This is a genomic window from uncultured Jannaschia sp., assembly GCF_947503795.1.
Classification (GTDB): domain Bacteria; phylum Pseudomonadota; class Alphaproteobacteria; order Rhodobacterales; family Rhodobacteraceae; genus Jannaschia.
On record NZ_CANNEZ010000001.1, the window covers coordinates 2,011,475 to 2,035,865 of the forward strand.

26 protein-coding genes are annotated in these 24,391 nt (G+C 70.1%); 9 read left to right on the forward strand and 17 right to left on the reverse strand.

Going from position 1 to position 24,391, the window contains the following annotated elements; all coding sequences use genetic code 11:
* Positions 1-217: 217 nt before the first annotated feature.
* From Q0833_RS10505 to Q0833_RS10515, 3 genes are all read right to left on the reverse strand, one after another.
* Complete coding sequence (locus Q0833_RS10505; RefSeq protein ID WP_298433763.1) at positions 218-985, reverse strand: LamB/YcsF family protein; 768 nt, start codon at positions 983-985, stop codon at positions 218-220.
* A 74-nt stretch (positions 986-1,059) separates the two neighbouring features.
* Positions 1,060-2,028: an urea amidolyase gene (locus Q0833_RS10510; protein ID WP_298433766.1), complete on the reverse strand. Its 969-nt coding sequence runs from the start codon at positions 2,026-2,028 to the stop codon at positions 1,060-1,062.
* Positions 2,029-2,407: 379 nt separating this feature from the next.
* Positions 2,408-3,130, reverse strand: a complete 723-nt coding sequence (locus Q0833_RS10515; protein WP_298433769.1) for a carboxyltransferase domain-containing protein — start codon at positions 3,128-3,130, stop codon at positions 2,408-2,410.
* Between the two features lie 80 nt (positions 3,131-3,210).
* Here Q0833_RS10515 and Q0833_RS10520 point away from each other — a divergent pair, with 80 nt between their 5' ends.
* The 4 genes from Q0833_RS10520 to Q0833_RS10535 all read left to right on the forward strand — a co-directional run bounded on the left by Q0833_RS10520 (position 3,211) and on the right by Q0833_RS10535 (position 7,070).
* Positions 3,211-3,738, forward strand: coding sequence for a DUF2478 domain-containing protein (locus Q0833_RS10520; RefSeq protein WP_298433772.1), 528 nt, complete (start codon positions 3,211-3,213; stop codon positions 3,736-3,738).
* Positions 3,739-4,501: 763 nt separating this feature from the next.
* Entirely contained in the window at positions 4,502-5,209 is a 708-nt protein-coding gene (locus Q0833_RS10525; RefSeq protein WP_298433775.1) for a VTT domain-containing protein, read from the forward strand.
* Positions 5,210-5,367: 158 nt separating this feature from the next.
* Positions 5,368-6,168: an SDR family oxidoreductase gene (locus tag Q0833_RS10530; protein WP_298433778.1), complete on the forward strand. Its 801-nt coding sequence runs from the start codon at positions 5,368-5,370 to the stop codon at positions 6,166-6,168.
* Positions 6,168-7,070, forward strand: coding sequence for an alpha/beta hydrolase fold domain-containing protein (locus Q0833_RS10535; RefSeq protein ID WP_298433783.1), 903 nt, complete (start codon positions 6,168-6,170; stop codon positions 7,068-7,070). The genes Q0833_RS10530 and Q0833_RS10535 overlap by 1 nt, the downstream gene beginning before the upstream one ends.
* Before the next feature lie 260 nt (positions 7,071-7,330).
* On the opposite strand, the gene Q0833_RS10540 is transcribed toward Q0833_RS10535, so the two are convergent.
* From Q0833_RS10540 to Q0833_RS10575, 8 genes are all read right to left on the reverse strand, one after another.
* Positions 7,331-7,456 (reverse strand): hypothetical protein, encoded by a 126-nt coding sequence (locus Q0833_RS10540; RefSeq protein WP_298433786.1) that lies wholly within the window; start codon positions 7,454-7,456, stop codon positions 7,331-7,333.
* Between the two features lie 55 nt (positions 7,457-7,511).
* A complete protein-coding gene (gene scpB, locus Q0833_RS10545) occupies positions 7,512-8,156 on the reverse strand; it encodes an SMC-Scp complex subunit ScpB (RefSeq protein ID WP_298433789.1) in 645 nt (214 codons plus the stop codon).
* On the reverse strand, positions 8,153-8,935 hold the full coding sequence (locus Q0833_RS10550; RefSeq protein ID WP_298435094.1) for a ScpA family protein: 783 nt from the start codon (positions 8,933-8,935) through the stop codon (positions 8,153-8,155). Before Q0833_RS10550 ends, scpB begins: the two co-directional genes overlap by 4 nt.
* Positions 8,936-8,965: 30 nt before the next feature.
* Complete coding sequence (locus Q0833_RS10555; RefSeq protein WP_298433792.1) at positions 8,966-9,949, reverse strand: glycoside hydrolase family 3 protein; 984 nt, start codon at positions 9,947-9,949, stop codon at positions 8,966-8,968.
* A 1-nt stretch (position 9,950) separates the two neighbouring features.
* A complete protein-coding gene (locus tag Q0833_RS10560) occupies positions 9,951-11,033 on the reverse strand; it encodes an SPOR domain-containing protein (protein ID WP_298433795.1) in 1,083 nt (360 codons plus the stop codon).
* A 132-nt stretch (positions 11,034-11,165) separates the two neighbouring features.
* Positions 11,166-12,908 (reverse strand): arginine--tRNA ligase, encoded by a 1,743-nt coding sequence (gene argS / locus Q0833_RS10565; RefSeq protein WP_298433798.1) that lies wholly within the window; start codon positions 12,906-12,908, stop codon positions 11,166-11,168.
* Between the two features lie 143 nt (positions 12,909-13,051).
* Positions 13,052-13,519 (reverse strand): hypothetical protein, encoded by a 468-nt coding sequence (locus Q0833_RS10570; RefSeq protein ID WP_298433801.1) that lies wholly within the window; start codon positions 13,517-13,519, stop codon positions 13,052-13,054.
* A gap of 89 nt (positions 13,520-13,608) precedes the next feature.
* Complete coding sequence (locus Q0833_RS10575) at positions 13,609-14,754, reverse strand: deoxyguanosinetriphosphate triphosphohydrolase (RefSeq protein WP_298433804.1); 1,146 nt, start codon at positions 14,752-14,754, stop codon at positions 13,609-13,611.
* A gap of 82 nt (positions 14,755-14,836) precedes the next feature.
* Between Q0833_RS10575 and Q0833_RS10580 the strand changes: the two genes are divergently transcribed.
* Positions 14,837-15,166 carry an iron-sulfur cluster assembly accessory protein gene (locus tag Q0833_RS10580; RefSeq protein WP_298433806.1) on the forward strand — a complete coding sequence of 110 codons (330 nt, stop codon included), beginning with the start codon at positions 14,837-14,839 and terminating at the stop codon, positions 15,164-15,166.
* Between the two features lie 76 nt (positions 15,167-15,242).
* On the opposite strand, the gene Q0833_RS10585 is transcribed toward Q0833_RS10580, so the two are convergent.
* The 3 genes from Q0833_RS10585 to Q0833_RS10595 are packed head-to-tail and all read right to left on the reverse strand — an operon-like array spanning position 15,243 to position 17,749.
* Positions 15,243-16,604 carry an MATE family efflux transporter gene (locus Q0833_RS10585; protein WP_298433808.1) on the reverse strand — a complete coding sequence of 454 codons (1,362 nt, stop codon included), beginning with the start codon at positions 16,602-16,604 and terminating at the stop codon, positions 15,243-15,245.
* 41 nt (positions 16,605-16,645) lie between these two features.
* A complete protein-coding gene (locus Q0833_RS10590) occupies positions 16,646-17,146 on the reverse strand; it encodes a hypothetical protein (RefSeq protein WP_298433811.1) in 501 nt (166 codons plus the stop codon).
* Positions 17,147-17,173: 27 nt separating this feature from the next.
* Entirely contained in the window at positions 17,174-17,749 is a 576-nt protein-coding gene (locus Q0833_RS10595) for a TetR/AcrR family transcriptional regulator (protein WP_298433816.1), read from the reverse strand.
* Between the two features lie 98 nt (positions 17,750-17,847).
* Here Q0833_RS10595 and Q0833_RS10600 point away from each other — a divergent pair, with 98 nt between their 5' ends.
* Positions 17,848-18,402 (forward strand): carboxymuconolactone decarboxylase family protein, encoded by a 555-nt coding sequence (locus Q0833_RS10600; protein WP_298433819.1) that lies wholly within the window; start codon positions 17,848-17,850, stop codon positions 18,400-18,402.
* Between the two features lie 64 nt (positions 18,403-18,466).
* Here the strand turns inward: Q0833_RS10600 and ndk are convergent, their stop codons facing one another.
* On the reverse strand, positions 18,467-18,889 hold the full coding sequence (gene ndk / locus Q0833_RS10605) for a nucleoside-diphosphate kinase (RefSeq protein WP_298433822.1): 423 nt from the start codon (positions 18,887-18,889) through the stop codon (positions 18,467-18,469).
* 147 nt (positions 18,890-19,036) lie between these two features.
* Here ndk and Q0833_RS10610 point away from each other — a divergent pair, with 147 nt between their 5' ends.
* Genes Q0833_RS10610 through Q0833_RS10620 form a run of 3 tightly spaced genes read left to right on the forward strand, consistent with a single transcriptional unit; the run spans position 19,037 to position 22,114 of the window.
* Positions 19,037-20,887 (forward strand): ABC-F family ATP-binding cassette domain-containing protein, encoded by a 1,851-nt coding sequence (locus Q0833_RS10610; RefSeq protein WP_298433824.1) that lies wholly within the window; start codon positions 19,037-19,039, stop codon positions 20,885-20,887.
* Positions 20,884-21,489, forward strand: a complete 606-nt coding sequence (locus tag Q0833_RS10615; RefSeq protein ID WP_298433827.1) for a MarC family protein — start codon at positions 20,884-20,886, stop codon at positions 21,487-21,489. Before Q0833_RS10610 ends, Q0833_RS10615 begins: the two co-directional genes overlap by 4 nt.
* A 37-nt stretch (positions 21,490-21,526) precedes the next feature.
* A complete protein-coding gene (locus Q0833_RS10620; RefSeq protein WP_298433832.1) occupies positions 21,527-22,114 on the forward strand; it encodes a TIGR02281 family clan AA aspartic protease in 588 nt (195 codons plus the stop codon).
* Between the two features lie 204 nt (positions 22,115-22,318).
* Here Q0833_RS10620 and Q0833_RS10625 read toward each other — a convergent pair whose 3' ends face one another.
* Both Q0833_RS10625 and Q0833_RS10630 read right to left on the reverse strand, forming a co-directional pair.
* The gene (locus Q0833_RS10625) at positions 22,319-22,780 is read right to left on the reverse strand and encodes a DNA polymerase III subunit chi (protein ID WP_298433837.1); all 462 of its coding nucleotides are present in this window, start codon (positions 22,778-22,780) and stop codon (positions 22,319-22,321) included.
* Complete coding sequence (locus Q0833_RS10630; protein WP_298433840.1) at positions 22,781-24,253, reverse strand: leucyl aminopeptidase; 1,473 nt, start codon at positions 24,251-24,253, stop codon at positions 22,781-22,783.
* Positions 24,254-24,391 lie beyond the last annotated feature (138 nt).

Genomic DNA, 24,391 nt, shown 5'->3' on the forward strand with positions numbered 1-24,391 from the left:
CCGCCGCCCCATCGATGTTCCAGAAATATGCTGCCGCCCCCACGACCGGTTCTGCGCCATCCGTGCGGGGGTCATGGGTTCGGCGGCGAGAAGGCATCGCGGACAGCGGGCGATCTGCCCCCAGCGAAGCGCGGCACCACATCCATAACCGCGGCGTGACACCGACCCGAGGCGCGGCGGAATTTTCTTCCGGAAGAAAATTCGCCCCGCGGCGCCGTTACGCGTATCGGCCGGGCATCGGCGCGAGCGTCACGCCCTCGGCCTCCAGCGCCGCGCGTACCGCCCGCGCGATCGCGACGGCCTCCGGCCCGTCGCCATGCAGGCAGATCGAGTCGCATGCGGCCGGGATCGTCCGGCCCGATGCGGCGCGGATCGCACCGTCGCGGACGAAGCGCACCATCCGTGCGGCCGCGACCTCGGGGTCGTGGATCATCGCGCCGGGCATGCCCCGGGCGATCAGCGTGGCGTCGTCCGCGTAGCCCCTGTCGGCGAAGATCTCGCCCGCCCAGAGGCCGCCCATCTCGCGCGCGACCCGTTCCTGCGCGGTTCCCGCCAGCACCAGAAGGATCACTTCCGGGTCGATCCGTCGGGCCGCGCCGTAGGCCGCACGGGACAGATCAGCGTCCTCGGACGCCATGTTCGCCAGCGCCCCGTGCAGCTTGAAATGCCGGACGTCCGCACCAACCGTCGCCGCAACACCCCGCGCGGCCCCGAACTGCCAGGCCACGAGATTGGCCACGCTCTCGGGCGGCATCGCGACACGCCTTCGCCCGAAGCCCTGCAGGTCTGCAAATCCCGGATGCGCGCCGATGCCGACGCCCCGCTCGGCGGCGCGCGCCATCGTCGCGGCCATCACGTCCCAATCGCCCGCATGGGCGCCGCAGGCGATGTTGGCCGAGGTCACGATATCGAGGAGCGCCGCATCGTCGCCCATCGTCCAATCGCCGTAACCTTCGCCCATATCGGCGTTGAGATCGACCTGCATGCCCCGGCTCCCGTTCCGCGAACCGGGGGCCAGCCCCCGGACCCCCGAGGTATTTCCGGCCAGAGGAGGACGGGTCAAGCGTCCCGTGCCGAGACCACGCCCCCGATCAACTGCTGTCCGTTGAGGTCGAGCGCGCGTGGGTCGCGGACCAGCGGCCCGGTCTTGGGGCGGTCCCAGCGGGCGGCGCGCGCGGCCTCGCGCGTCACGAAGCGCAGCGTCAGAGGCGCGCCGAGCGGCGCCTGCAGCGCGCGCGGCAGGTCGGCGGCAATGACCGTGCCGATACGGGGATAGCCACCGGTCGTCTGGCATTCCGGCCCGAGAATGTAGGGCACGCCGTCGCCGGTCATCTGCACGTCGCCGGGGCGGATGAAATCCGACAGGAGGCCGAGCTGTCCCGCGGTTTCAAACCCCGCGCCCACCATGGCAAGCCGGACCCCCTGCCGGTTGCCGCGGGGGTCGCGTGTGAAGGCGGTGGTGGTAAACCGCTCCCGCACCTCGGGCGGAAAAAGCGCGGTCTGCGGGCCGGGCACAATCCGCAGGACGCCCCCGCCCAGCCGGTCCATGGCCGCGACCCGGCGCGCCGACCCGTTGCTTGGCTCAAAGGGCAGGACGTCGCCGGGGATGAGCGGCCGACCGATCCGCGCGATCAGATGCGCCGCGCGGCTGCCCAGCACCGGCGCGGTCGCGAACCCGCCCGCGACGTGGAGATAGGAATAGACGCCCGCCCCCGTGGGTTTGAGCTCGAGCCGCGTCCCCGCCGGCAGCGTCGTCACGCTGTTCCATTCGAGCGGGGTGCCATCGGCGACGGCCTGCATCGGCGCACCGGTCAGCGCCACATGCGCCGACGCCCCCAGCCGGACCGCGAGCGGCGCGCCCGGCGTCTCGATCCCGGCCCCCGCATCCCCCAGCAGCGCATCCGCCTCGTCGAGCGCCGCCCGGTCCGCCGCGCCACCCTGCGCCAATCCCTGCGACAGCCAGCCCGGACGACCGCGATCCTGCACCGTCACGAGCGGTCCGCAGGCGATGATCTCGAGCCCGGTCACGGCGCGCCCTGTCGGGACGTCCGGCGCGAGGATATGACCCCGCCGCCGTTCAGGTCTGCCATCCGCGCGGTCTGCACGACTGCGTTGGTTCGGGCCGGTCCCGGAGACGGCCATCCGGCACGACCGCGATTCGGCACCGCGACGGGCGGTCCGCCGGGGACGACGGCGCGCGAGGTCATGGCGCATCGCGCCCGGCCAAGGCGCGTGCGAACCCGAAGCGCCTGTGCCCGCGACGTGATCGCCGCGCGATCCGCTTGGCCAGTCGCATGCGGCAAACGCCAGGGTGGCTGCGCGTCCGGCCCGCCGCACCGCTCCTCTGGATCCCGCCTCCGACCCGATCCGATCCCCATTCGGACCAAGCTGCACCGGCGCGCGCAGGTCAAGACAATCGCTCCCATGTCGCGCCGCCATGGCGATCGGGATCTGCGGCGGCCCGGTCCTCCAGCTCGGCGGGCGAGACCGCCGGGAACGTCATCTCGTCGCCCGGCGCCAGCGCGATGGGGCGCGCACGACCCGGCTCGAAACAGGGGAATGCCGTGCGCCCGACCTGTCGCCAGCCGGTCGGGGCCTCCGTCCCGAAGAGCACCAGTTGCCGGACGGCGACGACCAGCGCGCCCTCGGGCACCTTCGGGGTCAAATCGGTCTGGCGTGGCAGGTCCCATTGCGGCGGCAAGATCCCGAGATAGGGCATCCCCGGCGCGAAACCGAGCGCCAGCACCCGGAGCCGCGCCCCCGACAGCGCCGCGACCGCCGCGTCCTTGTCCAGCCCCGCCATCGCCGACGCCTCGGCCAGCTGCGGCCCGTCGGCGCCCCCATAGGCGCAAGGCACCCGCCAGAGGCGGCGCGGCGGTGGCGACACGGCGGCCCAGTCCTGGGCGGCCAGACGTGCCCCCAGATCGGCTTCGAGCCCGTCGCCGCCCCCTCGGACCAGAACCGACCCGAGCGAGGAGGCCGTCTCCTCCACCCCCTCCGGAGGGTCGGCGTCGAGCGCCGCGCGGAACGCCACGGCGGCCCGGTTCGCCTCGTCGTTCAGAACGTCCGTAAATCGAACGAGCAGCGCGTCTTCGCCGAGGGGGTCGATGCGGGGAAAGCGGTCGGCCATGGCCCAGCCGTGACGCGCCCACCCGTGCCGGTCAAGCCCGGCCCTTGCGCCCCCGCGTCCGCCCTGCGATCCCTCGCCCCATGCGGCTCGCCTACACCATGACCGACGGCAAACGCGCCCTCGACCCGCTTCTGCACGGGGCGGCGCGGCGCGCGATCGCGGCCGGTCTCCGGGTCGCGGGGGTGGTGCAGGTGAACCACGACCGCCCGGGCGGCGAGCGCTGCGACATGGACGCGATCGTGCTGCCGGATGGGCCGACCGTTCGGATCAGCCAGTCACTCGGCCCCGCGGCGCGCGGCTGCCGGCTCGACCCCGAGGCGCTCGAAACCGCCGTCGCCGCCGCCGAGGCGGCGCTGGCGCGGGGCGCGGACCTCCTCGTCGTCAACAAGTTCGGCAAGCACGAAGCCGCGGGCCGCGGCTTCCGCCCTGTAATCGCGCGGGCGCTCGAGGCCGGGACGGACGTGCTGGTCGGGGTGAACCCGATGAACCGTGCCGCGCTCGACGCCTTCACGGACGGCGCCGCCGAGGCCGTGGCCCCCGAAGACGCCGCCCTCGACGCCTGGATCGCCGCCCACCGCCCGGACCGTCCGCGCCGCGCGCCACGCTGACGCACAGGGCGCACGAGTTGTCCGCCGCGCGCGGCTCGGAGCGACGATCGGCGCTCCGTGGGTCGCGGAGGTCCGCATTCTCCACGGCAACGCCCACGTAACGCGGATGGCCGGTCGCGCTATCGTCGACTTGTCGCCGGCTCAAGACCGAATGCCACCTTCACCGGCCAAATCGACGCGCATCTTCGAGCAGCCGAGGACCGCGACCTGACGCTCGCCCCTAGCCGGGCATCATCCCGCCGCGCCCACGTCGGTAAAGCATCCTAGCTGCGCACCCTATCTGTCGGCTCTGACGACATGGTCGAGGCACCGGCGAGCGCGGCCCAATCGGGCCTCGCTTCGATCGCCGCGAACAGCATCGTCTCCCCTCCGGGCCTTGGCTCTCCACCGCCAAGCACCGGCACCGGGTGCATCACGTCACCCGCCAGTCCCACGCCATCACCCCTGCCTTCTCATCCGTGAGCCCACGCCACGCCTCCCTCTCCCAAGCCGGTGATCGCCTCTCACGAAACAACCTCTCGCTGGCGTCCAGCCTCCATCGCCCGCCAATACCGAAGGCCGCCGGTTTGACCGTCGCGGCAACCGCCACCCACCGCGGATGGTCGCCACCATTCGCAGTGAGCCGCCACCCCTTGCACCCAGCGAGCCGGCCGCCCATCCGCACCGACACCGGTCTGCCGTCGGGGGCGATGCGCTCTCCGCCACGTCTGGGTCCGGTTGCGCCGGCATTGCAACCGCCCTGCACAGGGGCCAAGGAAGGCGCGTGACCGATCCCCCCACCCCCGATCCGGTCCCGGCCTGGCAAGTCTGGATCTGGCCCATCGCGCTCGTCGCGATCGGCGGCGTGCTGTGGCTGCTACCTTGGCGCGACCAAGTGCCGGATCTCAAGGCCTGGGTCGAGGCGCGCGGGGCGCCCGCGTGGCTGGCCTTCCTGATCGTCTATATCGTCGTGGTGATCCTCCCCCTTCCGGCGGCGGCGATGTCTGTGGTGGGCGGGCTGGTATTCGGCTGGTGGGGCTATCCGCTTTCGATGGCCGGGAGCCTCTTGGGCTGCCTGCCGCCCTACCTGATCGGCCGTCACTGGCTGCGCGGTCCGGTGATGCGGCGCTTCGACGGGCCGCGGGTCGCGGCGGCCGACCGCGCGGTGGCACGCCGTCCGCTTGTCTTCGTGGCGCTGCTGCGGCTGACCCCGATTCTGCCCTTCACGCTCCAGAACTGGCTTCTGGGGCTGACCTCCGTGCGGACGATGCCCTATGTCGTCGCGACTGTGCTGGGGCTCGCGCCGGGGACGCTCGGCATGGTCTGGCTCGGCGTGCTCGGCGGGCTCGCCGTGGCGCGGACCGACCCCGCGTCGCTTGCCGTCGGGGCGGTGGCGCTGGCGGCGTTCGGGGCCGTGATCCTCTGGCTCGGGCGCATCGCGACCGACGCACTGCGGGCCGAGGGCTTCCAGATCGGCACGCCGCGCCGCTAAGTCGTGGGGAACCTTCCGGCCCCGAGCGGATTGGGGCCAGTAACAGGCCCCGAACATCCTGCACGACATGAATTGCATGACACAGATCACGCCCCTGCCCGACCGCGCCCCCCGGCGCGCGAGCGCGCGTGCGTGACCGACCGACCGGAGACGACACCATGGACCTCGACATCAAGGGCCGCACCGCGGTCATCTCCGGCGCGGCGGGCGATATGGCGCTCGAGACCGCGAAAATCCTCCAGGGTGACGGCGCGAACCTCGTCCTGACGGATATCGACGAGGACGAACTGGCCGAAGCCGCCTCCAAGCTGGGCGACGGCGTGGTGACCGTGGTCGCGGACCTGACCTCGCAGGACGGCGCGGATGCGGTGGCCAAGGCCGTGGCCGACGCGGGCTGGCAGGCCGACATCCTCGTCCATGCCGCGGGGGTGACGGGTGCCAAGGGCGACCCGTTGGCCGACATCACGGAAGAGGACTGGGAACACGCCTGGAACACCGATTTCATGACCGCCGTACGCATGTCGAAGGCGTTCATTCCCGGCATGAACGAGCGTGGTTGGGGCCGCGTCGTCTTCGTGACCTCCGAGAACGTGGCCCAGCCCTATCCCGACGAGGTCGTCTACAACGCGTCGAAGGCCGCCGTCCTCAGCTTCGCCAAGGGCATGAGCCAGGTCTACGCGCAAAAGGGCACGCTGATTAACTGCGTCGCACCCGCCTTCATCGAAACCGACATGACCGACGGGATGATGGAGAAGCGCGCCGAAGAGAAGGGCGTGTCCTTCGAGGAGGCGATTGACAGCTTTCTCGAGGAGGAACGCCCGCATCTCGTTCTGAAGCGGCGCGGCAAACCCGAGGAGGTGGCCTTCGTCATCGCCTGCCTCTGCTCGAACCGCGCCTCCTTCGTGAACGGCTCGAACTGGCGCGTGGATGGTGGAGCCGTCCAGGCGATCAACGTCTGATGCCGTTCGAGGCCCCCGTCACCCGCGAGCGCCTGCTCCGCCGCATCCGCGCCTATCCATTGGGCGACACGCCCGAGGAAATGCGCCGGGCCTTCCACGATCTCGTCGTCGGACCCGAGACGGGGCGGATGCGGCGTCAGGTCTCGGTCTCCGAGGATCCCGGCGGGCTGACCGTCCGGTCGGTCGACGCAAGCGGCTTCACCGCGATGCCCCGGATCGTCTGGTTCCACGGCGGCGGCTATGTCTTCGGATCGCCCGAGACCCATATCCGCCCCGCGATCCGTCTGGCCGAACATCACCGCTTCACGGTACGCCTGCCCCGCTACCGGCTGGCGCCCGAGCATCCCTGGCCCGCCCAGCGCGACGATGCCGTGGCCGAGGCCGAGGCAGCACCCGCGCCCGTCATTCTTGCGGGCGATAGCGCGGGCGGCCATCTGGCTCTGGTGACCGCGCTGCGCATGGCGAAGGCCGGGAACGCGCCGCTGGCCCTCCTCCTCTTCTCGCCCAACACCGATCGCAGCGGGCTCAACACCGAGCGCGCCCGGATGGACGCGCTCGACCCGATGGTCGACGACGAAGGCGACAGGCGGCTGGCGCGCATGTGCTTCGGCGACATGGCCGACGATCACCCGGAGGTCTCGCCCGTGCTCGACGACCTGTCGCTCCTGCCGCCGACCTGGATCGAGGTCGGCACGCCCGAGGTGCTGCATGGCGATGCGGTTGCGCTGCACAGGCGCGCGACCGAACAGGGCGCCGAGGTCCATTTGCAAGAGACACCGGGCCTTCTGCATATGGGCCAGCTCTGGCAGCCGTGGTGGGACGAGGCGACCGCCTCGATCGACCGAGCCGCCGCCTTCGCTCTCACCAAGGCCGCCGAACGGCGCAACGCCTCCGCCGCCTGACGTCGGAGCGGCGGGACCTGTCCATTCGGTGGGCGTGGTCTCGGTAACCCGGACACGATCGTCCGTCCGGCATGGGTCGGGCTGGCGAAACTGCCGCAACAAATCTGATCTGCGCGGATTGCGATGCGTAGCCGCGACCGCAGGCACGGCATCTCGATGTAATGCCTCCGGACCTACGCCGGCACCGCATTTGGGCATGGCGCGCGCGGCGGCACCGACATCGCCTCGGTCCAATTCTCGGAAAACCGCATGGCGAGCGTCTAGCGCCGCATCCGACGGGCCATCTTGGCCACCCGGTCGACCTGACGAATATTACGCGCGGCCTTGCCGCCCAGCAGCTTTGCGATCCCGCTGAACAGGACCAGACGGAGGATCTGCTTCATCATGGCCGGTCTCCTCGATGGCGTGCCACCGGGCCAACGCACGCGGCGCCGTGCGGGTTCAGTCGTCGTCCGGCGGCGGCGGCGTGAAGAGCTCGTCCTGCCCGTCCTCCTCGGGGAGATCGGGGTCGCCGCCGGGCGGCGGCGCGCTGTCCAGCAGGCCCGCCGCGCGAAGCTCCTTCAGACCCGGCAGATCGCGCGGGCTTTCCAGTCCGAACTGGTCGAGGAAGTTGCGCGTCACCACGAAGGTCACCGGGCGGCCCGGCGTGTCGCGCCGCCGCCCCAGCTTGATCCAGTCCAATTCCAGGAGCTGTTCGACCGTGCCGCGCGACACCGATACGCCCCGGATCTCCTCGATCTCGGCGCGCGTGACGGGCTGGTGATAGGCGACGATGGCCAGCGTCTCGATCGCCGCGCGGCTGAGCTTGCGGGTCTCGACCGTCTCTCGGGTCATCAGGAAGGCGAGGTCCGGCGCGGTGCGGATCGCATAGGCATCCCCGACCCGCACCAGTCGCACGCCCCGCCCCTCGTAGCGGCGGCGCAGCAGGTCGAGTGCCGCGGGCGCATCGCATCCGTGGGGCAATCGTGCGTGCAAGTCGGCCACGGTCACGGGGGCCGCGGTCGCGAAGAGGATGGCCTCGACCATCCGCTCCTGCTCGGCCAGCGGCGGCGCCTCGAAGAGCGGATCGGTCTGCGCGTCGCTCATGCCCGCCCCCTGACGCGGATCGGGCCGAACATCGCCTCCTGCCGAAGCTCGATCCGGCCGTCCTTGGCCAGCTCCAGCGTCGCCGCGAAGGTCGAGGCGGTGGCCGAGCGGCGGCGGGCGGGATCGCCGTCCCAGCCCTCGGGCAGAAAGGATAGAAGATCGGTCCATTCGACGGCGTGCCCGATCAGCGGGCGCATCCGGTCCAGCGCCTCCTCCATCGTCCAGACGCCGTCGCGATCCATCGTGAAGGGACGGAAATCGTCGCGGGTCCGCAGCCGGGCATAGCCCTGCATCAGGTCGAGCAGCGTCGCAGTATAGGTGACCCGCCGCGAGCGCGCCACTTCCTGCGGCTCACCGCGTGGAAAGACGTCGCGGCCCAGCCGGTCGCGGGCCATCAGCCGGGCGGCGGCCTTGCGCATCGCCTCGAGCCGTTCAAGCTGGAAGGCCAGATGCGCGGCCAGATCCTCGGCCGAAACCTCCTCGCCCGGCTCTGGCGGCAGGAGGAGCTTCGATTTCAGGAAGGCCAGCCACGCCGCCATCACGAGGTAGTCGGCGGCCAGTTCGATCCGCAACTCGCGCGCCTTCTCGACGAAGGCCAGGTATTGCCGGGCGAGATGCAGCACCGAGATCGTGCGCAGGTCCACCTTCTGCGTCCGCGCCAGCGTCAAGAGCAGGTCGAGCGGTCCCTCGAACCCGTCGACATCCACGATCAGCGCCTCGGCGGCGCGGCGGGCGTCGACATCGGTCGCGTCGCGGGGTGGTCCTTCGGTGAAGGGCAGGTCGGTCAATCGGCCCCCGTGGGATGCGGCTCAGGCGGTCAGTGCGCCAAGTTCCGCATGGGCCGCCTCGATGTCAAGTTCGACCGGCAGCGCGCGGTCGGCCAACGCGCGATCCGCGCGCTCCAGCGCGGGGCCAGCAAGCGCGGGACAGATCGCGGCCACCTCCTGCATCTCGTCCCAAAGGCCGTTGCAGTGGAGGATCACGTCGCAGCCCGCGGCGAGGCTGGCGGTGCACCGTTCGGACACCGTGCCGCCCAGCGCGCCCATTCCGATATCGTCCGTCATCAGCAGGCCGTCGAAGCCGATGCCGTCCCGGATCTCCTCGATGACGGGGGCGGAGACGGTGCCGGGCGCGTCGTCAATCGCCTCGTAGACGACATGGGCCGACATGCCCATCGGCAGGTCGGCGAGGCGTCGGAAGACCTCGAAATCGGTCCTGCGCAGGACCTCCAGCGGCGTGTCGACATGGGGCAGCCGGTGATGGCTGTCGGCCGGGGCACGGCCATGGCCGGGGATGTGCTTCATCACCGGCAGCACGCCGCCCTGCAGGCAGCCGTCGGCATTGGCACGGGCGCGGGCGGCGACCGTCTCGACGTTATCGCCGTAAAGGCGCGACAGCAGGAAGGGATGCGTGTCCTCGCCCGCGATATCGGCGGTCGGCGTGCAGTTCACGTCGATACCGACGTCCCGCAACTCGCGCGCGATCAGCGTGGCGCGCAGGAACATCGCGCGGACCGGATCGGCGGCGCGGCTCATCTGCGTTAGCGGGCGCGGCCAGCGGGTCCAGAAGGGCGGACCAAGCCTCTGCACGCGCCCGCCCTCCTGGTCGATCAGGACGGGCGCGTTGCGGCCGACGGCCTCGCGCAGAGCCGCCGTCAGGGCGCGCAGCCGGTCGGGCGTCTCGACGTTGCGGGCGAACAGGATGAAGCCCCAGGGATCCGCCTCGCGGAAGAAGGCCGTCTCGCGCGGGGTCAGGTCGGGGCCTTCGCACCCGGCGATGAAGGCCCCGGCCATGTCAGCGGACCGTGACCGGGATGCAGGCGGCATCCTTGGCCAGAAGCGCCGAGCAGAAGCGGCGCGCGTCGGCACCGTCTTCGAAGCCGACGACGCGCAGGCGCCAGAAGTCGCGCCCGCCGGAGGTGGCCTTCTGGATCATGCGGCTCTTGCCCGCGAGATAGTCGCCGAAGCGGCCATCGAGACGATCCCATTCCGAGCGGGCGACGGCCTCGCTGTCGAAGGCGCCAAGCTGGACGACGCGGGTGCCCGGCGCGATCGTTGCGGGGTCGATGTCACGGCTGGCCGAGGCAACCTGCGTGCCCGAGGCGGCAGCAGGTGCGTCGGTCGGTACGGCAGCCAGCGCGGCCGAGACGGCCGATGCGACCGGGTCGGCGGAGGCTGCGGCGGCAGCGGCGCGGCGCGCGGGCCGGGCGGAGGGCCGGGCCGAGCGCGCAACGCCCGCGACCACCGGTGCGGCGGGGGCGGCGGCGACCTCGGGCTCGGACGGGGTCAGCACGGCGAGGTTCGAGGCGACGATCTCGGCGGCGGGCGCCGAGGCGTTGATGGCCTCGGCCACGTCATCATCCCGAAGGACGGCGGCGACCGCGACCGGCGCCGCCGGAAGGAGCTTGGCGGCAAGGTCGGTCTCGGGCAGCGCGACCGGCGCGGCGGCGGTTATGGCAGCGGGCTCGGGCGCAGCGAGCGCCTCGGCAACCGGATCGACCCCGGCGGCGGCCAGCCGCGCGCCCAGCGCAGGCGCGTCGAGCGCGAGCGGCGCGGGTGCGAGGACGATCTGGTCGGGCGCGGGCGCCGCGGCCCCGCCCGAGGTGATGTCCGACAGCGCCATGCCCTGGAAGGGCGCGACCGTGCCGCCGGGATTGTCCGGCTTGACCCGCATCGGACCTTCGAGGGCCGCGATCACCGGCACACCCGACACGTCGCGGAAGGTCAGGTCCACGGCCCAGGTCGCCATCGCGGCGGTCAGACCCAGCGAGGTCAGCGCCCCGGCCCAGTTGACCCAGCCGAAATTGCGCGCCGCATCCGCAAGACGCGACGGCGCCTCGGCCCCATAGTCCGCACCGAAATAATCCAGATCCGCCATGTGCCTGCCCTCCACCGATCAGGGCGGCGTTGCCCCGTCGGTTGCCCGTATCACTGCCCAAGGACGCCCCGTTCCGGGTGTCGTCCGCCGTTTGCCTCGTCCCGTCTGACGCGTGTGCCCCTCAGGGGGTCTTCAACGCATCTCGTCAGCGGGTGCGACGCCAAGGATACCCAAACCGGCCGCGATTACAATGGATACGGCGCGCGGCAGGGCGATCTTGGCGGGGGAGTGTGACTTGTCGTCCTGCAGGAACCGAAGCTGCGTCTCGCTGTTGCCGAGGTTCCAGAGGCCGTGGAGCCCCGCCGCCAGCTCGTAGAGGTAGAACGCGATCCGGTGCGGCTCGTGGGTGCGGGCCGCGATCTCGACCAGCCGGGGCCATTCGGCGAGCTTGGCGGCCAGCGCCTGCTCGGCGGGATGGTCGAGGCCTGAAAGGTCCGCGCGCGCCAGCGCCGCGTCCGAGGCGTCGATCCCCTGCTCGGCCGCGCGCCGCAGCACGGATTGCACGCGGGCATGGGCGTATTGCACGTAATAAACCGGGTTGTCCTTCGACTGCTCGAGCACCTTCGAGACATCGAAATCGAGCGGCGCGTCGTTCTTCCGGGTCAGCATCACGAAGCGGGTCACGTCCGCGCCGACCATCTCGATCACGTCGGCCAGCGTGACGAAGGTGCCGGCCCGCTTGGACATCTTCAGGGGCTCGCCATCGCGGGTCAGCCGGACGAGCTGCGTCAGCTTGATGTCGAGCGGCACGCGGTCGTCGGTCAGTGCTGCGACGGCCGCCTTCATGCGCTTGACATAGCCGCCGTGATCGGCGCCGAAGACGTTGATCAGCGCGTCGAAGCCGCGCTCCACCTTGTCGAAGTGATAGGCGATGTCGGGCGCGAAATAGGTCCACGCCCCGTCGGATTTCTGGATCGGGCGGTCGACATCGTCGCCATAGGCGGTCGAGCGGAACAGCGTCTGCTCCCGCGCCTCCCAATCCTCGGGGAGCTTGCCCTTGGGCGGCGCCAGCGTGCCGCGATAGATCAGGCCCTTGGCGTCGAGCGCCGCGATCGCCGCCTCGATCCGGCCGGTGCCGTAGAGCGACTTCTCGCTGAAGAACACGTCCATCTCGACGCCAAGCCGCTTCAGGTCGGCGCGGATCAGGTCCATCATCGCGTCCGTGGCGAAATCGCGGATCGGGTCGAGCCAGACCTCCTCGGGCTGGTCGAGATAGGCGTCGCCGACCTTGTCCTTCAGGGACGCGCCCACGGGCACGAGATAGTCGCCGGGATAGACGCCCTCGGGAAAGGACACGTCGCGGCCATGCGCCTCGAGGTAGCGCAGGTAGACCGACCGCGCGAGCGTGTCGATCTGCGCGCCACCGTCGTTGATGACGTATTCGCGCGTCACGTCGTGACCGGCATATTCCAAGAGAGCGGCCAGCGCGTCGCCGAAGACCGCGCCACGCGTGTGTCCGACATGGAGCGGCCCGGTCGGGTTGGCCGAGACGTATTCGACGTTGACCTTGGTCCCCGCCCCCATCTGCGAGCGGCCGAATGCGGGCCCCTCCGCCAGCACGGCGGCCACAGTGTCGCGCCAGACCTGCGGGGCCAGCCGGATGTTGAGAAAGCCGGGACCGGCCACCTCGGCCGAAGCGATGCGCGCATCGGCCTCGAGCCGGGGAGCCAGCGCCTCGGCGATATCGCGGGGCTTCATCCCGGCGGGCTTGGCCAGCACCATCGCCGCATTGGTCGCCATGTCGCCATGTGCCGCGTCGCGCGGCGGCTCGACCGTGACATTGCTTGTCTCCAGCCCCTCGGGCAGCGCGCCGTCCGCCGCCATGGCGGTCAGCGCGTCGATGACGAGGGCGCGGATATCGGCAAAGAGGTGCATGGGGCGCGGGTCCGTGGCTTGGGGTCAGGCCGCGCATCTACCCGCGGCGCGGCGCGGGTTCAATCCACCGCGCCCGCGCGGCATCGGCCCCTCGCCCGCGTCAGCAAGTCCCGCAAAACGAGCTGGCCCGCGCGCCCGTCGCCTCATCCGGCATATTCCATCGTCATCTCGATCGCCAGCGTGCATCCCGCCATGCCGGGCATCACCTCGCCCTCGGCCTTCATGAGCGCTTCGATATCCATGAAGACGCGACTTTCGACGAGGACCGGCGACAGGGCGGCCATCGTCACCTCGAAGGCGCCAGCAGGCATGCCCGGCACGGCGGCGACCCAGCTGCCGTCGGGCTGGCGCGTCCAGTCGAGGCTGTCGCTGTCATCCTTGGCGATCGACATCAAGTTCGGATCGAAGCGGCCGTTCCACGCGAGCTCCATCGGCTGGTCGGCGTCGAAGCCCGCGGCCATCATCTCGGCCATGCCCGCGGCGAAGGGCGGACAGGTCGGCGCAAGCTCGGTCTCGCGCGATTTCGGCTGCCAGGTGCCGTCGCGGGGCACGATCTCGGACAGGGCGGGCGTCGCGGCGAGGATCAGGAGGATGGGGGCGAAGCGGATCATCGGGGTCTCCGGGGTTGGGTCGCCGCAAACCTCACTGATCGGGGCGCGCGGGCCAAGTCCGGAAAACCCGGCCTCGGGCGCGTCCGGGCCTAGGGGGCGGGCGGCACGAACTGCGCGTGGCATTGCAGCGCGAAGCGGTCGGTCATCCCCGCGATGTAGTCCGACACAATGCGCGCGCGGTCGGTCTCGGTCTCGGCGGCGGCGACATCCGGCTGCCACCGGGCGGGCAGGTCCTGCGGATGGGCCATGAAATGCGGGAACAGGTCGTCGACCACGCGGGTGACCTCCTCGCGCATCTCGACCACCGAGGGCGCGCGATACATCCGGTCGAAGAGGAAGGCGCGGATCACCTTGAGATCGGCCCAGAGCGCGGGCGAGAACCGGGCCATCATGCGCCCGGCCTGCCGTACGTCGTCGGCCGAGGCGGGGCCCAGCCGCGCGAGGTTCGTCTCGGTGGTGCGGATCACGTCCTCGACCAGCACGCCGAAGAAGCGGCGGAGCGCCTCATGGCGGCGGCGATACGGGGCGAGATCGGGCCAGGCCGCATCGACCTCGGCGAAGCAGTCGCGGAGGATCGGCAGGTCGACGACTTCGGCGGCGGTGAACAGCCCGGCGCGCAGCCCGTCCATCAGGTCGTGGTTGTTGTAGGCGATGTCGTCGGCGATCGCGGCCACCTGCGCCTCGGCCCCCGCATGGGTGTGGAGTTCGAGGTCGTGGACAGCGTCGTATTCCGCCAGCGCATCAGGAATGTCCCCGGTGACCGGGCCATTATGCTTGGCGATGCCCTCCAGCGTCTCCCAGGTCAGGTTCAGCCCGTCCCAGTCGGCATAGTGCCGCTCCAACCGCGTAACGATGCGGATCGCCTGCGCGTTGTGGTCGAAGCCGCCATGGGGCGCCATCAGCCGGTCGAGCGCCTCCTCGCCGGTATGGCCGAACGGCGTGTGCCCGAGGTCGTGGGCCAGCGCCACGGCCTCGGTCAGATCAAGATTCAGGCCCAGATGCCCCGCGATGGTGCGCGCGACCTGCGCCACCTCGATCGAATGGGTCAGGCGGGTGCGGAAGTAGTCGCCCTCATGCTCGACGAAGACCTGCGTCTTGTGCTTGAGCCGCCGAAACGCGCTGGCATGGATGATCCGGTCGCGGTCACGCTGGAAGGGCGAGCGGAAGGCGCTCTCCTCCTCGGGGAAGAGTCGGCCCCGCGTGGCATCCGGGTCGCAGGCATAGGGGGCGGTCACGGCGGGCGGCTCACTTGTGCAGGGGCACGTCCCGCCCATATATCGGAGGGACCGGCAATTCCCACCCCCGGAGCCTGCTGCCATGGATCTCGCCCTGCCCCCCCGCGTCACCCCCCGCGCCTTCGAGCGTCTCTCCGAGATCGGCGCCGCCGATCAGGGCAAGGCGCTGCGCGTGGCGGTCGAGGGCGGCGGATGTTCAGGGTTCCAGTACCAGATCGAGCTGGGCGAGCCTGAAGCGGGCGACCTGAAGCTCGAAGGCGCGGGCGAGACGGTGGTCGTGGACGAGGTGTCCCTGCCCTTCCTGTCGAACGCGGTGATCGACTTCACCGAGGAGTTGGTGGGCGCGCGCTTCACCATCGACAATCCGAACGCGGCCTCGAGCTGCGGCTGCGGGGTCTCCTTCTCGATGTGATCGGGCGGGCCAAGGCTTTTCGGCGAAAAGCCTTTCTCAAATCCTTGGGGAAGGATTTGACGCGCTCCGGATCGGCTCAGGCCGCCGCCAGCCCGACGTCCCGCGTCATCCGCGCGAAGCGCACACCCAGCATCGCGCTGACCGCCGCCAGCCCGACGACGAGGCCCAGCCAGATGCCCGACGGTCCGAGCCCGAGCGGGAAGCCCAAGACGTAGCTCGCCGGGATGCCCAGCGCCCAGTAGGAGCCGATCGCGTAGATCATCGGGCGGCGCGTGTCCTGCATCCCGCGCAGATACCCCAGGAGCATGACCTGCGCGGCATCGACGCTCTGGAAGAGCGCCGCGAGCAGGAGAAGGTGGACGCCAAGTTCCAGGATCGCCGGTGCCTGCGGGTCGGTGCCGTCGAGGAACGCGCCGATCAGGAGGGGGCCCAGCCCCAGATACATCGCCGTCGCCGCCGCCACCGCCGCCGCCGACAGAACGGCCGCCGCCAGGGCGGCGCGACGGATGCCGGCCCGGTCGCCGCGCGACCACGCCTGCCCCACCCGCACCGTCGCCGCCGATGACAGGCCAAGATGCACCATGAAGGTGAGCGCCGCGATCTGGATCGCGATGCCATGGGCGGCCAGCGGGATCGTCCCGAGCCATCCCATCATCAGCGCCGAGGCGGCGAAGAGCCCGCTTTCCGACAGATGCGTCAACCCGATGGGCCAGCCCAGCGTGGCGATCTGGCGGAAGGCGGGCCAGTCTGGGCGGTGTGGATTGCGCCAGATATCGAACCGCGCCATGCCCGGCCCCCGCGCGGCATAGAGCGCCAGCAGCACGGCCGCGACCGCCTGCACCGCGACGGACGCGATGGCCGCGCCGCGCAGGCCCAGTTCGGGCGCGCCGAGATTGCCGAAGATCAAAAGCCAGTTGAGCACGATGTTGACCGCGACCGCCGCCAGCGTCGCCCAGAGGACGATGCGGGTCCGTTCCAGCGCGCTGAGATGGCTGCGGAGCGTCGACATCACGAGAAACGGCAGGATGCCGATCCCTGCAACCCGCAGATACCCTTGGGCATCTGTCGCGATCTGCGGCTGTTGGCCGAGAGCGAGGAGGATCGGTTCGGAGAATACGAAGAGCGGCAGCGAGGCCACCGCGTAGAGGATCGAGAGCCAGAGGCCCATACGCGCGACGCGGCGGGCCTGTTGCTCGTCGCCGGTTTCGACTGCGGCGGCCGACATCGGCATCACCGCGTAGGCGAAGCCCGAGCCGAGGATCGCGATCGAAAAGAAATAGCTCGACGCAAGGGTCACGGCGGCCAGCGCGTCGACCGAATACCAGCCGAGCATGATCGAATCGGTGACGCCGATCAGGACCTGCGCCACCTGGCTCCCCACGAGGGGCAGCCCTAGGACCAGCGTTCTCCGGATGTGATGCGTCAAGGTATCGGCCATGGCCCGGCGCTACGCCCCGGCGCACGACCTGTCCACACCCGTCAGGGGTCGATCCGCTCCTGCGTGCGGTTGGCGAGCGCCACGAGTTCGGCGCGGTGACGGTCGAACATGCCGCGATGTTCCGGATCGGCCCGGCCGGTGTCGGTATAGAGATCGAGGATCGCATTCTCGGCTCGTAGGAGGCGCGTGAACGTCGAATGCCGCAGGCCTGTCAGAGCCGCGCCGATCCCTGCGACCTCGCCGCCGATGCCTGCGCCCGCGGCACTCTCGGGCTCGACCCGGAGACCGACCAGTGCCGCCGAAAGCTCGTCCCGGTGGCCCAGATGCGCCGCGCGCCAATCGTCGACCAGCGCGCCCAGATCGTCACCCGACGCACCGTCGAGCGCGCTCCAGCGGGCCTCGGCCTCCTCGACCGCGTGAAGCAGCGTCTGAAGGCGCTCGGCCGCGCCGGCATCGGGGGTGGCGGGCTCGGCAACGGCATCGCTCGCGGCCTTGGTGTTCGCGGCGAGTTGCGGCGGCGTCGCGGGTTGGTTGTCGTCCATATCCATGTCCGGCCAACCCCCGCCCCGTCAGGACGGTTCCGCCAGCGCGTCGAGACCGGCGGCCATCTCGGCGGCGAGGGCCGGGCCGTCGATATCCGGACGCTCGACCGTGGCGCGCAGCCCGGTGACGTCGGATTGGTGCCGGCGGGCCAGGCGGGCGGGGTCGTGGTGGGGCGCGATCTCGCCTGCCTCCTGCGCTGCGCGGAACAACGCCTCGAACCGCGCTTCCATCGCGGTCAGGGCGGCGGCGGCATGGTCCGAGAGCGGGCCCTCGGGCGCCTCGAGCAGTGTCTTGACCAGCATGCAGGCGCGCGCCGGGGCCGGGTCGGAGGCAAGGGCATGGAGATGTGCCTTGAGCGCCCCGAGCGGGCCGTGCCGCGCGCGAAGATCCTCGAGCCGGGCGGCCCCGTCGGCGGCATATCGGTCGAGCGCCAGCGCGTAGAGCCGGTCCTTCGAGCCGAAGGCCGCGTAGAAGCTGCCCGGCCGCATGTCTAGCGCACGTTCGAGATCCTTCAGCGACGTGCCCGCCCAGCCCTGCCGCCAGAAGAGATCGCGCGCCGTGGCGACGAGCGTTTCGCGGTCGTGACGGGCGGGTCGGGCCATTCGCTTCACCTTAACTTGATCGAACACTCAATAATTAACGTTGAGCGATCGCTCAAACAAGCCCAGATGGGATGCAACCAACCCAACGGAGATAGAACATGACCGATTTCACCGCCCACGACCTCGACACCGCGCCCGATGCCGCCAAGCCGCTTCTGGAGAAATCCAAGGCCGCCTTCGGACGCATCCCCGGCCTCCACGCCGTCATGGCCGAGAGCCCGCAGCTGCTCGAAGGCTACCAGGTGCTGCACCGGCTCTTCACCGAGAGCGATTTCGACGCCGACGAGATGACGGTCGTCTGGCAGGCGATCAATGTCGAGCATGCGTGCCACTACTGCGTGCCCGCCCATACCGGCATCGCCAAGATGATGGGCGTGGACGATGCGATCTCGGACGCCTTGCGCAACGAGACCGTCCTGCCCTCGCCGAAGCTGGAGGCGCTCCGGAATTTCACGCTGGCGATGCTGCGCGGGCGCGGCCATGTGGACGACGCGGAGATGGCAGCGTTCTTCGACGCCGGCTACGACCAGCGCGCCGTGCTGAACGTGATCCTGGCGCTCGCCCAGAAGGTGATGTCGAACTACACCAACCACGTGGCCGAGACGCCGGTGGATCAGGTCATGCAGAAATTCGCGTGGTCCAAGGCCGCCTGAGCGCCGCCATGGACGAAAGAAGGGCGCCCCGCGGGGCGCCCTTCCTGCGTCGGATGGAACGGGATCAGCCGACCAGTTCGAGACCCGAGAAGAAATACGCGATCTCTTCCTTGGCGGTGTCCGGGCCGTCGGAGCCGTGGACCGAATTCTCGCCGATGGACAGGGCGTAATCCTTGCGGATCGTGCCGGGCGCGGCCTCGGCGGGGTTCGTGGCACCCATGACTTCGCGGTTCTTGGCGATGGCGTCCTCGCCCTCGAGGACCTGCACGACGATCGGCTCGGAGGTCATGAATTCGGTCAGCTCGCCGAAGAAGGGGCGGTCCTTGTGGACGCCGTAGAATTCCTGCGCCTGGGCCAGCGTCATCTGGATGCGCTTGGAGGCGACGACGCGCAGGCCGGCCTCCTCGAGCTTGGCGGTGATGGCGCCGGTCAGGTTGCGCTTGGTGGCGTCGGGCTTGATGATCGAGAAGGTGCGTTCGAGGGCCATGGGATGCTCCGTGGGGTTTGCGTTTGGGCGCGCCCTAGCACGGGGTCTTCCGGGGGTGAAGCGGATGTGCGCCCGCCCGCCGCACCGTCGCGCGACGTCGCGCGCACCACCTTGCCGTCCGCGCCGGAATGCGCGAAGGCGACGCCCATGCTGCAGATCACAGACCTCACCTATTCCGTCGCGGGCCGCACGTTGCTGGAAGGCGCCTCCGCCACCATTCCCGATGGCCACAAGGTCGGGCTGGTCGGGCGCAACGGCACCGGGAAGACGACGCTGTTCCGGATCATCCGGGGCGAGATCCCACTGGATGCGGCCGAGATCGCGCTGCCGTCGCGGGCGCGGATCGGGGGCGTGGCACAGGAGGTGCCGTCCTCGGGCGTCAGCGTCATCGAGACGGTGCTCGCCGCCGACGAGGAGCGCGCGGCGCTCATGGCCGATACCAGCCAAGACCCCGCCCGCATTGCCGAGGTGCAGGCGCGGCTCGTCGATATCGACGCGTGGTCGGGCGAGGCGCGGGCCGCGTCGATCCTGAAAGGGCTGGGCTTTGACACCGCGATGCAGCGCCGGCCCTGTTCGGATTATTCGGGCGGTTGGCGTATGCGCGTGGCGCTGGCTGGCGTGCTCTTTGCGCAGCCCGACCTTCTGCTGCTGGACGAGCCGACCAACTATCTCGACCTCGAAGGCGCGCTCTGGCTCGAGAACTATCTCGCCAGGTATCCGCATACGGTCATCATCATTAGCCACGATCGCGGCCTTCTGAACCGGGCCGTGGGCGGCATCCTTCATCTCGAGGACAAGGGGCTGACCTACTACACCGGCCCCTATGATAGCTTCGTCAAGATGCGGGCCGAAAAGCGTGCCGGCCAGGCGGCGGCGGCGGCCAAGCAGGCGGCGCACCGGGCCCACCTGCAAGCCTTCGTGGACCGCTTCAAGGCGAAGGCGTCGAAGGCAAAGCAGGCCCAGAGCCGCGTCAAGATGCTGGAGCGGATGGAGACGATCACCGCACCCGAGGACGCCGCGCGCGTGGTCTTCACCTTCCCGAAGCCCGAGGAGCTGTCGCCGCCGATCATCCGGCTGGAGGGTGCCGCGGTCGGCTACGGAGGCGATCCGGTCCTGAAGCGCCTGAACGTAAGGATCGACCAAGATGACAGGATTGCGCTACTGGGCCGCAATGGAGAAGGCAAATCGACCTTCTCGAAGTTGATATCAGACAAGCTCAAGACCTGCGACGGCACCAAGATCACCTCCTCCAAGTTACGGATCGGGTACTTCGCACAGCATCAGGTGGACGAGCTGCATATCGACGAGACCCCGCTCGAGCATATCCGGCGCGAGCGGCCCGACGAGGCGCCGCCGAAACTGCGCGCGCGACTGGCGGGGTTCGGGTTGGGCGTGGATCAGGCCGACACGGTCGTGGCCAAGCTCTCGGGCGGGCAGAAAGCGCGGCTATCGCTGTTGCTGGCGACGCTGGACGCGCCGCATATCCTGATCCTCGATGAGCCGACCAACCACCTCGACATCCAGAGCCGCGAGGCGCTGGTCGAAGCGCTGACACGCTATTCGGGGGCGGTCGTCCTCGTCAGCCACGACATGCATCTGCTGAGCCTTGTGGCGGACCGGCTGTGGCTGGTCGGTGGCGGCACGGTCGAGCCCTATGACGGCGATCTGGAGCAATACAGAAAAATGCTCCTGCAAGGTGAAGAACGCGCCGCAGGAGGCGGAAAGAAAAAGGAAAAAGCCAAACCCGTGCCCGTCAGCCGCGAGCGGATCAGCGCGCTGCGCAAGGATGCGCGCGCCGCCGAGGAGCGGGTGAAGAAGATCGAGGGGATGCGCGACAAGTTGGCCAAGAAGCTGGCCGACCCCGCCCTCTACGAAGACGGACGGGTGGGCGAGCTGGAGACCTGGAACAAGAAATACGCTGAGGTGATGGAAGCCACTGACCGGGCCGAGGCGCTCTGGATGCAGGCGATGGAAAAACTCGAGGCGGCCGAGGCATGACGACGCTTGAAGCAATCGCGGCCTTCACGGCGCTTTTCGTCATCATCGACCCGATCGGGCTGGCGCCGATCTTCGTCGCGCTGACCCGCGGCATGACGCCCGCACAGCGCCGGATCATCGGGCTGCGCGCCTGCGCTCTGGCGGCCGTCCTTCTGATCGTCTTCGCATTGGTGGGCGAGGCGCTTCTGAACTTCCTCGGGATCTCGATGCCTGCCTTCCGCATCGCGGGCGGCATCCTTCTGTTCCTGACCGCGCTCGAGATGCTGTTCGAGAAGCGCACCCCCCGACGCGAGGGCCAGGCCGAGGCGCATGTCGCCGACCCGTCGGTCTTCCCACTGGCGCTGCCCCTGATCGCGGGGCCGGGGGCGATCACGACGATGATCCTGCTGACCGACGGGGCGGAGCCCTTGGGTGCGGCGCAGGCGATCGGCGTCATGCTGGCGGTGATCGCCGTGGTGCTGGCGCTGTTCCTCGCCGCCTCTCCGATGGAGCGGCTGCTGGGGCCGACCGGCATCAATGTGGTCACGCGGCTTCTGGGGATGCTGTTGGCGGCGCTTTCGGTGCAGTTCGTGCTGGACGGCCTCATGGCGATGCCGTGGTAGGGCTGGCATCGCGGCCCCCCGCGCCTATCTGACAGCCATGACCGGCGACGAGACCGCACGTCTGATCTATCTGGGGCTGTTCGGCGTCGTCATCGCGGGCAGCTACCTGGTGGCGAACCGGTCGCGGATGGGCCAGACGATGCAGATGGCCGCGATCTGGGGCTTCATCTTCGTTGGCGTGGTCCTGGTCTACGGCATCTGGGACGATCTTCAGCGCACCTTGATCCCCAGCCAGGTCGTCGCCGTCGATGGCGATACGGTGATGGTCGACGTGCCGCGATCCGCCGACGGGCATTATCACCTGACGCTGGACGTCAACGGCGAGGCGATCCGCTTCGTGGTCGATACCGGCGCAAGCGACCTCGTCTTGACGCGCGCGGATGCGGCGCGGGCCGGGATCGACGTGGACGCGCTGCGGTTTCTCGGTCGCGCCTTCACGGCGAACGGCACCGTCGAGACGGCGGATATCCGGCTCGACGCCGTGTCGCTGGGCGAGATCGCGGACACGAACGTGCGCGCGGTCGTCAACGGGGGCGAGATGAGCCAGAGCCTGCTCGGCATGTCTTATCTGCAGAGCTTCGGGCGGATCGAGATCGAAGGCGACCGGCTGCGGCTGATCCGCTGAGGGCGGCGTTCAGGCTGCGCGCTGGCAGAGCGGACCGGGTTCGCAGGCGGCGGGACCGGGTATGGCGGGCCCGATGATCGGTAGACCCGGCAGGATCGGCGGCGGGGCCATCGGCGAGGCGAGGGCCGGGCCCGCGGTCAGGATAAGGGCGAGAAGGATGCGCATACGTGGCGCAACCCCTGTGCGCCCCAAAGGGTTCCCGCGTCAGACGTTTTTCGTCGCCTTCTCGTCCCACTTGCCCGATTCCTCGGACCAGTAGCGCGCACCGATGCCTGCGTCGGTCAGGGTCTTCCACTGGACGCGGGCGTGGGCCACGGCCTCTCCGTCGAGCCCGTCGAACAGGACGCAGCACCGCTTGGCGGCCGTCACCTCGGAGGGGTCGAGATCGGCGCCATCCACCGCCATCAGGCAATCGGGCTCGTTGGTCGCTGCACCGGTCGTCAGGAGGATCGGTTGCCGCGCGTCGTGATCTCCGCCGGCGATGCCATGAGGCAGGAAGCTGTCGGACGGACCCTGCCAGAGCGCGGCGTCGAGCCCGTCGAGCCGGGACGGATCGCCGCCCCGGACCGCGACGCGCCAGCCCTGCGCCAGCGACCGGGTCAGGAGCGGGATCAGCGTGTCGGGGACCGAGCGTCGCGTCAGGTGGTAGAAATAGACCTCGCCCAATCAGTCGGCCTCGTAGGTGTCCCGCACCAGCCGGTCGAGCGCGCGCACGCCCCAGCCGGTGGCTCCCGCGGGCGCGAGGTCGGTGCCCGACGACACGCTGGCCACGCCCGCGATGTCGAGATGGATCCAGGGCGTGTCGTCCTTGACGAAGCGCTGCAGGAATTGCGCCGCGGTGATCGACCCCGCGGGCCGTCCGCCGACGTTCTTCATGTCGGCCACGCGCGACTTGATCTGCTTGTCATACGCCTTGCCCAGCGGCATCCGCCACGCACCCTCGCCCTCGGCGGCGGCGGCCTTGAGGAAGGCATTCGCCAGCGTGTCGTCATTGCCGAAGACGCCCGCGTTGTGATGCCCCAGCCCGATGATGATCGCACCCGTCAGGGTCGCCAGATCGACCATGCCCACGGGCACGAAGCGCTCCTGCGCGTACCACATGATGTCGCAAAGCACGAGGCGGCCCTCGGCGTCGGTGTTGATGATCTCGACCGTGTCGCCCTTCATCGAGCGTACCACATCGCCGGGCCGCGCGGCGCGGCCGTCGGGCATGTTCTCGACGAGGCCGACGATGCCGACGACATTGGCGCGGGCCTTGCGGGTGGCGATGGTGTGCATGGCACCGGCGACCGTGCCCGCGCCGCCCATGTCCATCGTCATGTCCTCCATCCCGGCGGCGGGTTTGATCGAGATGCCGCCGGTGTCGAAGACGACGCCCTTGCCGATCAGCGCGAGAGGCTTCTCGTCGCCGCCGCCGTTCCACTGCATGACGACGACCTTGGAGGGGCTTTCGGAGCCCTGCCCCACGGCCAGAAGCGTCCGCATCCCAAGCTTCTCGAGATCGGCCTCCTCGAGCACCTCGACCTCGACGCCGAGATCGCGGAGCGCTTCGAGACGGGTCGCGAACTCGGTCGTGGTCAGGACGTTGGCGGGCTCGTTGACGAGGTCGCGGGTCAGGAACACGCCCTCGGCCTGCGCGCGGAGGTCGGCGAACCCGGCCTCGGACAGGTCGGTATCCTTGACCATTACGGCGATGTCGGCGGCGGGTTCGGCCGCGTCGCCGGTCTTGTGGTCCGCGAAGTCGTAGCCGCGGAGTGCCGCGCCCAGCACGACCTGCGAGAGCATCTTCTGCGATCCGCCCAGCACCGTCAGCGGCCGCGCGCCGCGCATCTTGGCCAAGGCCGCCCCGGCGCGCATGGCGTCCTCGGCGGCGGGCTTCTTGTCGAGCCGCATCAGCGCGACGGCCGAGGCCGCGAGACCGGCGGGGAACCCCAGCTCCATCACGTCGCCCGAGGACAGCTTCTCCCATGCGGGCGATTCGACGGCCCGCTTCACCGCGCCCTTGGTCAGCCGGTTGAGGCGGCGCGCCTCGGCCCCCATCGCGCCGCCTTCGGCGACGAAGCAGGCGATGACGCCCTCGGTGCCGGCGACGGCGTCGAGATCGGTGGCGACGAAGGAAACGGCGGCGGGACGGGTCATCGGGCACTCCGGCAGAGGGGTTGGGTCGGGCCGGACCCTAGTGCGGGGCGCGCGGGGATGCCAGCGGCCCCGATCGGGGGTTCCGACGCATCGCGCGGGCGGCTAGACAGATCGCATCGGGGACCGCCGGGGGACGGC